Source organism: Streptomyces sp. NPDC005141 (assembly GCF_053599975.1).
In genome coordinates this window covers 81,569-93,365 of the sequence record NZ_JBSFYW010000010.1, presented here as the reverse complement: position 1 = coordinate 93,365, position 11,797 = coordinate 81,569, and the positions used below count along the sequence as shown (strand labels likewise).

The 11,797-nt window shown below is 68.0% G+C and carries 14 protein-coding genes; all 14 read right to left on the bottom strand.

Annotation, left to right across the window (positions count from 1 at the left end; translation table 11 throughout):
- Position 1 precedes the first annotated feature (1 nt).
- The 14 genes from rplN to ACWD68_RS10670 all read right to left on the bottom strand — a co-directional run bounded on the left by rplN (position 2) and on the right by ACWD68_RS10670 (position 11,593).
- On the bottom strand, positions 2-370 hold the full coding sequence (gene rplN, locus ACWD68_RS10735) for a 50S ribosomal protein L14 (RefSeq protein ID WP_003992364.1): 369 nt from the start codon (positions 368-370) through the stop codon (positions 2-4).
- 103 nt (positions 371-473) lie between these two features.
- Entirely contained in the window at positions 474-758 is a 285-nt protein-coding gene (rpsQ, locus tag ACWD68_RS10730; RefSeq protein ID WP_266761752.1) for a 30S ribosomal protein S17, read from the bottom strand.
- Complete coding sequence (gene rpmC, locus ACWD68_RS10725) at positions 758-982, bottom strand: 50S ribosomal protein L29 (RefSeq protein WP_003998824.1); 225 nt, start codon at positions 980-982, stop codon at positions 758-760. Before rpmC ends, rpsQ begins: the two co-directional genes overlap by 1 nt.
- Positions 982-1,401: a 50S ribosomal protein L16 gene (gene rplP, locus ACWD68_RS10720; RefSeq protein WP_099500627.1), complete on the bottom strand. Its 420-nt coding sequence runs from the start codon at positions 1,399-1,401 to the stop codon at positions 982-984. The genes rpmC and rplP overlap by 1 nt, the downstream gene beginning before the upstream one ends.
- A 5-nt stretch (positions 1,402-1,406) precedes the next feature.
- Positions 1,407-2,237: a 30S ribosomal protein S3 gene (rpsC, locus tag ACWD68_RS10715; protein WP_266761750.1), complete on the bottom strand. Its 831-nt coding sequence runs from the start codon at positions 2,235-2,237 to the stop codon at positions 1,407-1,409.
- Positions 2,237-2,584, bottom strand: a complete 348-nt coding sequence (gene rplV, locus ACWD68_RS10710) for a 50S ribosomal protein L22 (RefSeq protein WP_006604878.1) — start codon at positions 2,582-2,584, stop codon at positions 2,237-2,239. Before rplV ends, rpsC begins: the two co-directional genes overlap by 1 nt.
- A 42-nt stretch (positions 2,585-2,626) precedes the next feature.
- Entirely contained in the window at positions 2,627-2,908 is a 282-nt protein-coding gene (gene rpsS, locus ACWD68_RS10705) for a 30S ribosomal protein S19 (protein WP_024755409.1), read from the bottom strand.
- Between the two features lie 12 nt (positions 2,909-2,920).
- The gene (rplB, locus tag ACWD68_RS10700; protein WP_081218889.1) at positions 2,921-3,757 is read right to left on the bottom strand and encodes a 50S ribosomal protein L2; all 837 of its coding nucleotides are present in this window, start codon (positions 3,755-3,757) and stop codon (positions 2,921-2,923) included.
- A gap of 39 nt (positions 3,758-3,796) precedes the next feature.
- On the bottom strand, positions 3,797-4,213 hold the full coding sequence (rplW, locus tag ACWD68_RS10695) for a 50S ribosomal protein L23 (RefSeq protein WP_189190335.1): 417 nt from the start codon (positions 4,211-4,213) through the stop codon (positions 3,797-3,799).
- Entirely contained in the window at positions 4,213-4,869 is a 657-nt protein-coding gene (gene rplD / locus ACWD68_RS10690) for a 50S ribosomal protein L4 (RefSeq protein WP_081218887.1), read from the bottom strand. The genes rplW and rplD overlap by 1 nt, the downstream gene beginning before the upstream one ends.
- Before the next feature lie 4 nt (positions 4,870-4,873).
- Positions 4,874-5,518, bottom strand: coding sequence for a 50S ribosomal protein L3 (gene rplC, locus ACWD68_RS10685; protein ID WP_261705325.1), 645 nt, complete (start codon positions 5,516-5,518; stop codon positions 4,874-4,876).
- 17 nt (positions 5,519-5,535) lie between these two features.
- Positions 5,536-5,844, bottom strand: coding sequence for a 30S ribosomal protein S10 (gene rpsJ, locus ACWD68_RS10680; protein WP_003948644.1), 309 nt, complete (start codon positions 5,842-5,844; stop codon positions 5,536-5,538).
- Positions 5,845-6,390: 546 nt separating this feature from the next.
- The gene (locus tag ACWD68_RS10675; RefSeq protein WP_451806082.1) at positions 6,391-7,032 is read right to left on the bottom strand and encodes a hypothetical protein; all 642 of its coding nucleotides are present in this window, start codon (positions 7,030-7,032) and stop codon (positions 6,391-6,393) included.
- Between the two features lie 19 nt (positions 7,033-7,051).
- Complete coding sequence (locus tag ACWD68_RS10670; protein WP_451806081.1) at positions 7,052-11,593, bottom strand: RHS repeat-associated core domain-containing protein; 4,542 nt, start codon at positions 11,591-11,593, stop codon at positions 7,052-7,054.
- Positions 11,594-11,797 lie beyond the last annotated feature (204 nt).

Sequence of the window (11,797 nt, the reverse complement as noted above, 5' to 3'; positions counted from 1 at the left end):
CTTACAGCACCTCCGGCGCGAGCGAGATGATCTTCATGAACTTCTTCTCGCGCAGCTCACGGCCGACAGGGCCGAAGATACGGGTGCCGCGAGGGTCGCCGTCGTTCTTCAGAATGACGGCGGCGTTCTCGTCGAAGCGGATGTACGAGCCGTCCGGACGGCGGCGCTCCTTGACGGTGCGAACGATGACGGCCTTGATGACGTCACCCTTCTTCACGTTGCCGCCGGGGATCGCGTCCTTGACGGTGGCGACGATGACGTCACCGATGCCCGCGTAGCGGCGACCGGAGCCACCGAGCACACGGATGCAAAGGATTTCCTTCGCACCAGTGTTGTCGGCGACACGCAGTCGCGACTCCTGCTGGATCACGTCTATCTCCTGATTGTCTGCCGGTTCCCGGGGCGGGGTCGGCCTTTACGGCGACCCCGCCCCGAGCCTGGCGGAACCAACCTGAGGGATACCCCTCAGGTAATTACTTGGCCTTCTCGAGGATCTCGACGATGCGCCAGCGCTTCGTCGAGGACAGCGGCCGGGTCTCCATCAGGAGGACGCGGTCGCCGACGCCGGCGGCGTTCTGCTCGTCGTGGGCCTTGAGCTTGTTCGTACGGCGGATGACCTTGCCGTACAGCGCGTGCTTCACGCGGTCCTCGACAGCGACGACGACGGTCTTGTCCATCTTGTCGCTGACGACCAGACCCTCGCGGGTCTTGCGGAAACCGCGGTCGGTCTTCTGCTCAGTCACGTTGCTCTCGCTCATCAGGCGCTCTCCACCGTTTCGATGCCCAGCTCGCGCTCACGCATCAGGGTGTAGATCCGCGCGATGTCCTTGCGGACGGCCTTGAGCCGACCGTGGTTCTCGAGCTGACCGGTCGCCGCCTGGAAGCGGAGGTTGAACAGCTCTTCCTTGGCTTCGCGGAGCTTCGCGAGAAGCTCCTCGTCACCCAGTTCGCGCAGCTCGGACGCCTTGGTACCGGCCGACATCACGCTTCACCTGCCTCGCGCTTGACGATCCGGCACTTCATCGGCAGCTTGTGGGCTGCGCGAGTGAGGGCCTCACGGGCGATCTTCTCGTTGGGGTAGGACAGTTCGAACATGACCCGGCCCGGGTGCACGTTCGCGACCCACCACTCGGGGGAACCCTTACCGGAACCCATGCGGGTCTCGGCGGGCTTCTTCGTGAGCGGGCGGTCCGGGTAGATGTTGATCCAGACCTTGCCGCCACGCTTGATGTGGCGGGTCATCGCGATACGCGCGGCCTCGATCTGGCGGTTCGTCACGTACGCCGGCGTGAGGGCCTGAATGCCGTACTCGCCGAACGAAACCTGCGTACCGCCCTTGGCCTGACCACGGCGCTTCGGGTGGTGCTGCTTGCGGTGCTTGACCCTGCGGGGGATCAGCATGTCGGTCAGGCCTCCGTTCCGGTGCTCTCAGCCGGAGCGGCAGCCGGAGCCTCGGCCTTGGGGGCCTCGGCAGCGGGAGCCTGCTGCGGCTTACGACCGCGACCGCCACGCTCGCCACCACGGCCACCACGGCCGGCCGGGCGGTCGTTGCCGCCACGGGCCGGGCGGTTGCCGGCACGGGCAGCGGCGTTCTCGGCGCGAACCTCGGCGATGTTCTTGACGTCGCCCTTGTAGATCCAGACCTTCACACCGATACGGCCGAAGGTCGTCTTGGCCTCGAAGAAGCCGTAGTCGACGTTCGCGCGGAGCGTGTGCAGGGGCACACGGCCCTCGCGGTAGAACTCCGAGCGGGACATCTCGGCGCCGCCGAGACGGCCACCGCACTGAATCTTGATGCCCTTGGCGCCGGCCTTCATCGTGCCCTGCATGCTCTTACGCATGGCGCGACGGAAGGAGACGCGGGAGGACAGCTGCTCGGCAACGGCCTGAGCAACCAGCTGAGCGTCGGTCTCGGGGCTCTTGACCTCGAGGATGTTCAGCTGGACCTGCTTGCCCGTGAGCTTCTCGAGGTCGCCGCGGATGCGGTCGGCCTCGGCGCCACGGCGGCCGATGACGATGCCGGGACGCGCGGTGTGGATGTCCACCCGCACGCGGTCACGGGTGCGCTCGATCTCAACCTTCGAGATGCCGGCGCGCTCCATGCCGGACGTCATCATCCGACGGATGGCGACGTCTTCCTTGACGTAGTCCTTGTACAGCTTGTCGGCGTACCAACGGGACTTGAAGTCCGTGGTGATGCCGAGCCGGAACCCATGCGGGTTAACCTTCTGGCCCATTACCGGGTTCCTTCCTTGCTGCTGACGACCACGGTGATGTGGCTGGTCCGCTTGCGGATCCGGTAGGCACGGCCCTGGGCACGCGGCCGGAACCGCTTCAGGGTCGGACCCTCGTCGACGTACGCCTCAGAGATGACAAGGCTGCCGGCGTCGGTGTGGTCGTAGTTGTGCGCGGCGTTGGCGATGGCGCTGTCAAGCACCTTGCCAACCGGCACGCTCGCGGCCTGCGGGGCGAAACGCAGGACCGCCTGAGCCTCCGTGGCATCCATGCCACGGATAAGGTCCACCACTCGGCGGGCCTTCATGGGCGTAACGCGGATGTACCGCGCCTGGGCCCTGGCTTCCATGGTTGTCCTTCCAGTGTCTGTCATGGTCGATTCCACCCCGCGTTAGCGGCGCTTCGACTTCCGGTCGTCCTTGACGTGACCCCGGAAGGTGCGCGTCGGCGAGAACTCGCCGAGCTTGTGGCCGACCATCGACTCGGTGACAAACACCGGGATGTGGGTCTTGCCGTTGTGCACCGCGATCGTGTGGCCGAGCATGGCCGGGATGATCATCGAGCGACGGGACCAGGTCTTGATGACGTTCTTGGTACCGGCTTCGTTCTGTACGTCCACCTTCTTTACAAGGTGTCCGTCGACGAAGGGTCCCTTCTTGAGACTGCGCGGCATCTAAACCCGCTCCTAGCGCTTCTTGTTCGTCTTGCGGCGGCGGACGATGTACTTGTTCGAAGCCTTCTTCGGCGAACGAGTACGACCCTCCTTCTGACCCCACGGGCTGACCGGGTGGCGACCACCGGAGGTCTTGCCCTCACCACCACCGTGCGGGTGGTCAACCGGGTTCATCGCCACACCGCGGACGGACGGGCGAACGCCCAGCCAGCGCTTACGGCCGGCCTTACCCCAGTTGATGTTGCTCTGCTCGGCGTTGCCGACCTCGCCGACCGTGGCGCGGCAGCGCTGGTCGACCAGGCGGATCTCACCGGAAGGCATACGAAGGTGGGCCATCGTGCCCTCCTTCGCGAGCAGCTGCACCGAGGCACCGGCGGAGCGGGCGAACTTGGCGCCGCCACCGGGACGGATCTCGATCGCGTGGATCGTGGTACCGACCGGGATGTTGCGGAGCGCCAGGTTGTTGCCCGGCTTGATGTCGGCCCCAGGACCGTTCTCGACGCGGTCACCCTGCGACAGGTTGCGCGGGGCGAGGATGTAGCGCTTCTCGCCGTCCGCGTAGTGCAGCAGCGCGATGCGCGCGGTGCGGTTGGGGTCGTACTCGATGTGCGCGACCTTCGCCGGCACGCCGTCCTTGTCGTGACGACGGAAGTCGATCACTCGGTAGGCGCGCTTGTGTCCGCCACCCTGGTGGCGAACGGTCACACGACCGGCGTTGTTACGGCCGCCCTTGCTGTGCAGCGGGCGGACCAGCGACTTCTCCGGCGTGGACCGCGTGACCTCGACGAAGTCGGCGACGCTGGAGCCACGACGGCCCGGCGTAGTCGGCTTGTACTTGCGGATTCCCATTTCTCAGTCCTCGTCCGATATTCGGACCAGGGCGCTCCGTTAGGAGGCCTGGCCGAAGATGTCGATACGGTCGCCCTCAGCGAGGGTCACGATCGCGCGCTTGCTGTCAGCACGCTTGCCGAAGCCCGTCTTGGTGCGCTTGCGCTTGCCCTGACGGTTGATCGTGTTGACACCGGTGACCTTGACCGAGAAGACCGCCTGGACGGCCTGCTTGATCTGGGTCTTGTTGGCCCGCGGGTCCACGACGAAGGTGTACTTGCCCTCGTCGAGCAGCGCGTAGCTCTTCTCCGAGACGACCGGCTTGAGGAGAACGTCACGGGGGTCCGTGAAGCTCTTGCTCAGCGGGGTCTCGACGGTGTTCTTGCCTTCGGCCTCGTGACGCTTCGCCTTGGCGACGCGCGCGACCTTCTTGGCCTTGGCGGCCTTCGAGGCAATGCTCGGGTGACGCGTAGCCATCAGGCTTCGCTCCCTTCGGTGTCAGCGGCCTGGGGGCCAGACACGAAGGACTCGAAAGCGGCCTGGGTGAAGACCACGTCGTCCGAGACGAGAACGTCGTACGTGTTCAGCTGGCCCGGCTCCAGGATGTGGACCTGGGGCAGGTTGCGCGCGGAAAGCAGCGCGGCCTCGTCCGAGCGCTCGATGACCAGGAGCACGTTCTTGCGCTCGCTGACCTTGCCGAGGAAGCTCTTCGCGGCCTTGGTGGAGGGGGTCTCGCCCTCGATCACGCCGGTGATGACGTGGATGCGAGCGTTGCGGGCCCGGTCGGTGAGGGCGTGGCGCAGGGCCGCGGCCTTCATCTTCTTCGGGGTCCGCTGCGAGTAGTCACGCGGGGTGGGGCCGTGAACGACGCCACCGCCGGCGAACTGCGGCGCGCGGGTCGAACCCTGACGGGCGCGGCCGGTGCCCTTCTGGCGGTAAGGCTTGCGGCCACCACCACGGACCTCGCCACGACGCTTGACCTTGTGCGTGCCCTGACGGGCCGCGGCCAGCTGCGCGACGACAACCTGGTGAAGCAGCGGGATGCTGATCTTCTCTACATCGAAGATCTCGGCCGGGAGCTCAACGGTCCCGGCGTTGTCGCCGGAGGGCGACAGAATGTCAATGGTGCTCATGTCCTCAGGCCCCCTTGGCCGCGGTACGGACCAGGACGAGGCCGCCGTTCGGACCAGGGATCGCTCCCTTGATGAGGAGCAGGCCCTTCTCCGCGTCAACGGCGTGAACGGTCAGGTTCTGGGTGGTGACCCGCTCGTTGCCCATGCGGCCCGCCATGCGGACGCCCTTGAACACACGGCCCGGGGTGGCACAGCCACCGATGGAGCCGGGAGAGCGGTGCTTGCGCTGGACACCGTGTCCGGCGCCGAGGCCCTTGAAGTTGTGACGCTTCATGACACCGGCGAAGCCCTTGCCCTTGCTCTTGCCGGTCACATCCACCTTGATGCCGGCCTCGAACACCTCAGCGGTGATCTCCTGGCCGAGGGTGTACTCGCTGGCGTCAGCGGTACGGATCTCGACGAGGTGGCGGCGGGGGGTGACGTCGGCCTTGGCGAAGTGACCCTTGAGGGGCTTGTTCACCTTGCGCGGGTCAATCTCGCCGAAGGCGATCTGGACCGACTCGTAGCCGTCGGAGTCATTCGTACGGACCTGGGTCACGACGTTCGGGCCGGCCTTGACGACGGTGACGGGAACAACACGGTTGTTCTCGTCCCACACCTGCGTCATGCCGAGCTTCTCGCCCAGGATTCCCTTGATCTGCTTAGCCATTCTCAGATCACCGATCCCTAGAGCTTGATCTCGATGTCGACACCGGCCGGGAGGTCGAGTCGCATCAGAGAGTCAACGGTCTTGGGCGTGGGGTCGAGGATGTCGATGAGGCGCTTGTGCGTGCGCATCTCGAAGTGCTCGCGAGAGTCCTTGTACTTGTGCGGCGACTTGATGACGCAGTACACGTTCTTCTCAGTGGGCAGCGGCACCGGGCCTGCGACCGACGCACCAGTGCGGGTCACCGTTTCGACGATCTTCTTCGCCGAGGAATCGATGACCTCGTGGTCGTAGGCCTTGAGCCGGATGCGGATCTTCTGTCCCGCCATGGCTACTCAGTAGTCCTTTGTCTAGTGAAACGCTCTGGAACCCGGGGGTTCGCGTCCTGGCCTCCGACCCACGCGGTCGGGTGTGTCGCGTTCCTGCCGACAGGGATATCCGTCACGGATTTCCCTACGAGGGACGCGGCTCCGCCCGAAAGCAACCGCAGGACCGGGGGCGAAAACACCCACCGGGTGCCTGGTCTGCACCCCGCTGACACTTCCCGGAAGATTCCCGTACGTCCGCCCCAGCGCTGCCTGACGACAGATGGGGCGACGAGTACTGTGGGACTCGCTTCCAGTCCTCCCGACGGGAGGCGCGCAGCATCGGCACTCGACCGAGCAACCCCGCTAGTCTGCCATACAGGACAGGGACCTGGCCAATCGAGCCGAGGATCGTACCCCTAAGGTGACGCAGATCAAACCCGGCTCGGCCGGGACATCGGCGCCCGCCCGGAGAATGCCACCCGGCACCGCCCGGCACACCGCCTCCGCCCCGCCGTCCCGGCTCGCCGTGAGCCGGTCACCGCGCCCGCGACGCCGTGGAGTCCTCGCTCAGCGGATTCCCTCGGCCAGTTCCTCCAACGCGCGGGCGTACAGCCGCAGATCGGCCTTGACCGCCTCCCCCGAGGGGGAGTCGGGGCGCAGGACGTCCGGCAGGAACTTGACGCGCCACATCCGGAAGGTGTCCGGCACCACTCGCTCGTCGTGGAGACCCAGCAGGGCCCCCGCCCTGCGCACGGCGTCGGCGACGAGCGGCGCCGAGACGCCGGGGCCCGGGCCCCGCGCCGTGGCCGTTCCCACGAGGGCGTCCATGAAGGTGGCCAGCTGGAGGTCGCTCCCCGTGCGGACGATGCGCCGCAGCACGGCGGGGTCGCCGGTCTCCGGCGGGTATCCCTCGATGCAGCCCGAGTACATGGTCAGGTATTCGGGCGTCACCTGACGGCCGTCGTTCCATCCGCCCTGCTCCTCGAAGACGGCCATCGTCTCGGAGGAGAAGTCGCCGAGGTCCCGAATCATCGCCAGGAGCCTGTCGATGTCCTTCCGGTGGGCCGCCACGAAGCCGGCGAGCGCGGGGCCCCGCAGGGCCTCTTCCCCCGACTCCGCCACCACACCCAGTTCCAGGATCCCCCACAGCGGCGCGAACACGTCGTAGCCGAGTCCCGTCTCCGAGATCGGCGGGTGATTTTCCGTCATAGCAATAGCCTCGAACATCTCAGAACAAGCCCGCGAAATGCTTCATCGTCGCTTCCATCGTGGGCAGGACCTCCGTGATCCCGTCGTTCAGTATCTGTACCCCTTCGGGGGTGTTGACGAAGAACTCCGGCTGATTGTGCCGCGGTCCGCCCAGTTGGAAGACGGAATCCGCGAACTCCTTCGGCACCTTGACCCGCACCACGTGTCCGCCCCGGCCGTACGACGTCGCCACCCTGTTGAAGTCGTCCGACAGATAGACACCGGCGTTCGGCGTGCCCGCCCGCTTCGCGTCCTCGGAGATGTTCAGGGCGAACTTGGTGCCCTGCCAGTCCATCGATCCGTGGTACAGGATCGTGTAGGGCGCGAGTCCGAAGGGGTCGATCATCCCCAACGGGTTCGTCACGTACCCGTAGGGATTCGGCGCCGGTTCCAGGCCGAGCGGATCGGCGGAGGAATACCTCGCGGTCTCCGGGTCGTAATAGCGGTGGTAGTTGTAGTGGAGACCGGTTTCCGGGTCGTGGTACTGGCCCGGGAAACGCAGCGGCGTGTAGGCGGTGCTGTCGGCCTTCCACGGGGTGACGCCCCAGAGCGTCCTGCGTGAGCGCCAGGCGACGTGTCCGGTGCCGTCGACGAGTTCGGTGGGAGAGCCGACGAGGTCGGTGACGATCGCGAAGAAGCGGGAGTCGATCTCCTCCTGCGTGGCCCCATCGGTGAGGCGTTCGGTCTGCGCCAGGGGGAACACGCCGTCGTGGTCCCAGGTCAGGGTCACCGGATGCGGCAGGCCGGGGCCGGTGGTCGTCTGCTCCGTGACGAGGGGGCCGTCCCAGGTGAACCGGGTCTCCTCCACGGCCGTCACGCCGTCGGCGGCCATGCGCCGTTTGGCCGTGCGGCGGCCGAACGGGTCGTAGAGGTAGCGCCACACCGTCCCGTCCGGGGTGGTCACCGAGGTCAGACGGTCCTCGGCGTCCCACATGTACCGCCAGACGTCCGGCTTGCGCGAGAGACGGGTTCTGCGGCGCACCACGACGCGCCCGGCCCCGTCGTACTCGTACCGCACGGAGCCGGCGTGGATGAGGCGGTTGCCTTCGTACGCCCGCTCCCCCCGTACGTCCTCGCCCGCCTCCCGCCCGGGCCAGGAGGCCCGGCTCTGGTTCCCCCGCTGGTCGTAGGCGTAGTCCTCCGCCCAGTCGCGGGCCCGGACCCGCGTCACGCGGCCCGCGCCGTCCAGCTCCACACCGATCTCGCCGTACCGGGAGTCGTCGATGCCGATGAGCGAGTCGTCCGGGCGGAAGGCGTACGAGCGCTGCTGGACGGTGCCATGGGGCCCCGCCACGGTCCTGTCCGCCGGCCGGCCGGCCGTGTCCCAGCCCTGGGTGAGGGTGAGCGAGCCGTCCACGAGGCGGGAGATCTCCCGGCCCGCCGCGTCGTGGGTGAAGGCCAGGGTGTGCCCGGAGGTGGTCAGCGAGGTCGTGCGGCCCGCCGCGTCGTAGCCGTGGACGGCGAGGGCGCCGGTGGGTGTCCTGCGCTCGGTGCGCCGGCCCGCCGCGTCGTAGCCGATCGACAGAGTGCGCCCGTTCACCGTCTCGGCGGTGATCCTCCCCGCGGCGTCCCGTTCCCAGACGACCTCGCCGTCCGGGTTCGTGGCACACAGTCCCCTGCCCATGCTGTCGTACGCGTACGTGGTGACCGCGCCCTCCACGTTCTTGGAGGCGAGGCGGCCCAGGATGTCGTACGCGTAGGTGACGGACTGTCCCAGCGGATTCGTGCGTGCGAGCACGCTGCCCGCCGCGTCACGCCGGTACACGACACGGCGGTCGTCGAAGTCGGTTTCCGCGACCAGCCGGCCGGCCGGATCGTAGGCGTAGTCCCATGTCAGCCCGTGCGGGTCGATGACCTTCGTCAGGCGCAGCGAGGAGTCGTGCTCGAACGCGTAGCGGACCCCGTCGGGCCCGGTACGTGCGGTCAGCAGGTCGAAGTGGCTGTACTCGTAGGTGGAGACGCCGCCTGCGGCATCCGTGTGGCGGATGCAGTTGCCCTCTCCGTCGTACACCCACGTCTGTTCCGCCCCGTCCGGCCCGACCTCCCGGGCGAGCAGGCCCTCGACGGTCCACCAGCGCCGGGTGCGCGCACCCAGGGGGTCGCTGACGAGAACGACCCGCCCGAAGCCGTCGTGATGTGCGACGCGGCGTCCGCCCAGAGGGTCGGTCAGCTCGGCGACCAGACCCGCGGCGGTGCAGCGCACCCGCGTCGTCGCTCCCAGCGGGTCGGTGATGCCCGTCAGTCTGCCGGAGCCGTCGTACGCGTAGCGCGTGGTGGCGCCCGTCTCGTCGGTGGCGGCGGTGCAGTTGCCGCGCTCGTCGTACTCGCGCAGCAGGCTGGAGCCGTCGGGCAGGAGAACAGCCGTCGGGCGGCCGAGGCCGTTGTACGTGCTGCGGGTCGTTCCGCCGTCCGGGGCGACGACGGCGAGGGTCCGTCCCGCCGTGTCGACGTCGAACCGGGTGGTGCGGCCGAGGGCGTCGGTCCGGGACCTGACGTGGTGGTCCTGGTCGTACTCGGTGCGGGTGACCGAGCCGTTGGCGTCGATCTCGGCGACGACCTGGCGGAGATCGTTGATCACGAAGCGGCTGGTCGCGCCCTCCGCCGTGGTGAGGGCGGTGATCCGCAGATCGGGCCAGCGCGGATCCGTGCCGTCGTAGTCGAGGGCGATGGTGATGTGGCCGGCCTCGCCGCCCTCGGCGACACAGCGGTCACGGTCGTCGTAGGCGTAGGCGTAGCGGCTGCCGTTCGTGTCGGTCCACGAGGTGACACGCAGCCGCTCGTCGTACGTGAGGAGGAGCGGGTGGCCCGAGGAGTCGACCGCGGCGGTGAGACTGCCGTCGGTGTACTCGAACCGCCTGACGACGACGTCCGAGCCGTCCTCGGAGGCGCCCGCCAGGGCCAGCCCGGTGACACGGCCGTCCTCGGTGGTGAGCTTGAGGTGGTAGCCGCCGGAGTGCCGGATGCCGGTCGGGGCGCCGGTCTCGTCGTGGTCGAAGTCGATCGTGTGGCCGTTGCGGTCGGATATCCGCTCCAGCAGGGCCAGTCCCACGGTTCCGCCGGAGACCGCAGCGAAACGACGCGTGTGGCCGGCGACCGGGTCGGTCACCGTGTAACCGCCGTCCTCCTGGCGGGAGAGCGGCCACCGCGGGCCGGCCAGAGGCAGCACCGGTGAGCCGGGGCCGTCCGGGTGCGGATAGGCGAGGAGCAGTCCGTCTTCGGTGACGAACACGACTCCCTCGGTGTCGATCTCCAGCCTCTGGTCCACCGTGGAGGACCACGTGGGGCCGAACCACCAGCCGCAGCGGTGGTCGGAGGCGACCCGGCGGCTGAAGGCGAGCGGGAGCAGGCCCGGCAGGACGATGTCGGTCTGCGGCAGGAACATCGCGCCGGTGGCCATGTCCACGGGGTCGCTGCCCTTGAACTTGACCACGTTCTTCAGCCGGTTGAAGGCACTCCTGCCACCCGCGGCGAGCATGCCGCGAGCGCTCTTGCCCAGACCCCGGGCCGCCAGGGCCATCCCCTTGAGCCCGACCTTGAGGCCCTTCATCGCCGCCAGGCCGCCCTTGAGTCCCTTGGCGAGTCCGCCGAGGGTGGTGAGCCCCTTCATGCCGGGTATGCAGTCCAGCGCCGCGAAGCCCACGTCCCACAGGGACGCCTGGCCCTTCGCGTATTTGTTGAGTGTGTCGGCGAGGACCACCAGCGCGGCGATCAGCACGATCGCACCGAGGATCGGCCCTCCGATGATCAGCGCGATGATCCCGACCACGGCCACGACGACCTTGCAGACCGTGACGATGGTGTCCCAGTTGTCGGAGAACCAGTCCCCGACCTCCTCCCACCACTTCCGGTTGTGGATACCGGCGTCGGACGCCTCGTCGATCTTCGACTTCGCGTCCCGCGCCGCCTCCTCCCGCATCTTGCGGGCGTCCGCGGCCATCTTCTTCGCCGCGTCGAGCGCGCCGTTCGCGTTCGTCACGTCCGACTGGGCGCTGGTCCGCGCCGACTTGGCGTGCTGCGCGTCCCTCGTGGCGGCGCGGACCTTCGCCTCGTCCGGCTTCTCGGTGTCCTTGCTGCCGGTCGGGTCGTCCTTGTACTTGTCCGCTTCCTTACCGGCCTTCGTCACCCACGAATCGGCGGACGACAGACGGGACTTGGCGGACGTGAGATCGGCCTGTGCCTCCCGCCCCTTGGCCAGCGCCTTGTCCGCCAGCGCCTGCGCACGCTCCAGCTTCGGCCAGTAGTCGGCGAGCGCGTCCCCCGCCATCTCGTACGACTTCTTCAGCTTCTTCAGCTGCTTCGGCACACCGGAGAACTCGTCCTGGAACGCCTTCGCCGACTTCCCCGCCCACGTCAGAACCGCGTCCTCGTCCGCCATCCCCTTGATCAGACGCAGCGCGTCCGACACGTCGTCGGCGAAATCGTGCAGGTCCTTCGACAGCTTCCGCACCCGGTCCGGATCACCCGGCGTCGGATCCTTGTCCAGATCCAGGACATGCCAGTCACCCGGCCGATTCCCCGCCATGCCGCAACCCCCGTCACGCCCGACCCGTCAACACCCGTATGCACAAGTGAACTTACAGGGAACGCCGGTTCGACACGACTGCCGCCGCACGGCGGGGCACCGGGCGCACGCCCGCTCCCCCGGCCGGCGCGCCACCGGCACGCTCGGCCCGGCCTGCGCCACCCGGCTCGACATCGGCCGCAGCTACAGCATGCAGATCTACGT

What these genes read in the sequence shown, in the direction of transcription:
- rplD (WP_081218887.1), bottom strand. Translation starts at nt 4,869, where the DNA reads ATGAGCACCATTGACATTCTGTCGCCCTCCGGCGACAACGCCGGGACC.
- rplC (WP_261705325.1), bottom strand. Translation starts at nt 5,518, where the DNA reads ATGGCTAAGCAGATCAAGGGAATCCTGGGCGAGAAGCTCGGCATGACG.
- rplB (WP_081218889.1), bottom strand. Translation starts at nt 3,757, where the DNA reads ATGGGAATCCGCAAGTACAAGCCGACTACGCCGGGCCGTCGTGGCTCC.
- rplP (WP_099500627.1), bottom strand. Translation starts at nt 1,401, where the DNA reads ATGCTGATCCCCCGCAGGGTCAAGCACCGCAAGCAGCACCACCCGAAG.
- ACWD68_RS10670 (WP_451806081.1), bottom strand. Translation starts at nt 11,593, where the DNA reads ATGGCGGGGAATCGGCCGGGTGACTGGCATGTCCTGGATCTGGACAAG.
- rpmC (WP_003998824.1), bottom strand. Translation starts at nt 982, where the DNA reads ATGTCGGCCGGTACCAAGGCGTCCGAGCTGCGCGAACTGGGTGACGAG.
- rpsS (WP_024755409.1), bottom strand. Translation starts at nt 2,908, where the DNA reads ATGCCGCGCAGTCTCAAGAAGGGACCCTTCGTCGACGGACACCTTGTA.
- rplW (WP_189190335.1), bottom strand. Translation starts at nt 4,213, where the DNA reads ATGGCTACGCGTCACCCGAGCATTGCCTCGAAGGCCGCCAAGGCCAAG.
- rpsC (WP_266761750.1), bottom strand. Translation starts at nt 2,237, where the DNA reads ATGGGCCAGAAGGTTAACCCGCATGGGTTCCGGCTCGGCATCACCACG.
- rplV (WP_006604878.1), bottom strand. Translation starts at nt 2,584, where the DNA reads ATGGAAGCCAGGGCCCAGGCGCGGTACATCCGCGTTACGCCCATGAAG.
- ACWD68_RS10675 (WP_451806082.1), bottom strand. Translation starts at nt 7,032, where the DNA reads ATGACGGAAAATCACCCGCCGATCTCGGAGACGGGACTCGGCTACGAC.
- rpsQ (WP_266761752.1), bottom strand. Translation starts at nt 758, where the DNA reads ATGAGCGAGAGCAACGTGACTGAGCAGAAGACCGACCGCGGTTTCCGC.
- rpsJ (WP_003948644.1), bottom strand. Translation starts at nt 5,844, where the DNA reads ATGGCGGGACAGAAGATCCGCATCCGGCTCAAGGCCTACGACCACGAG.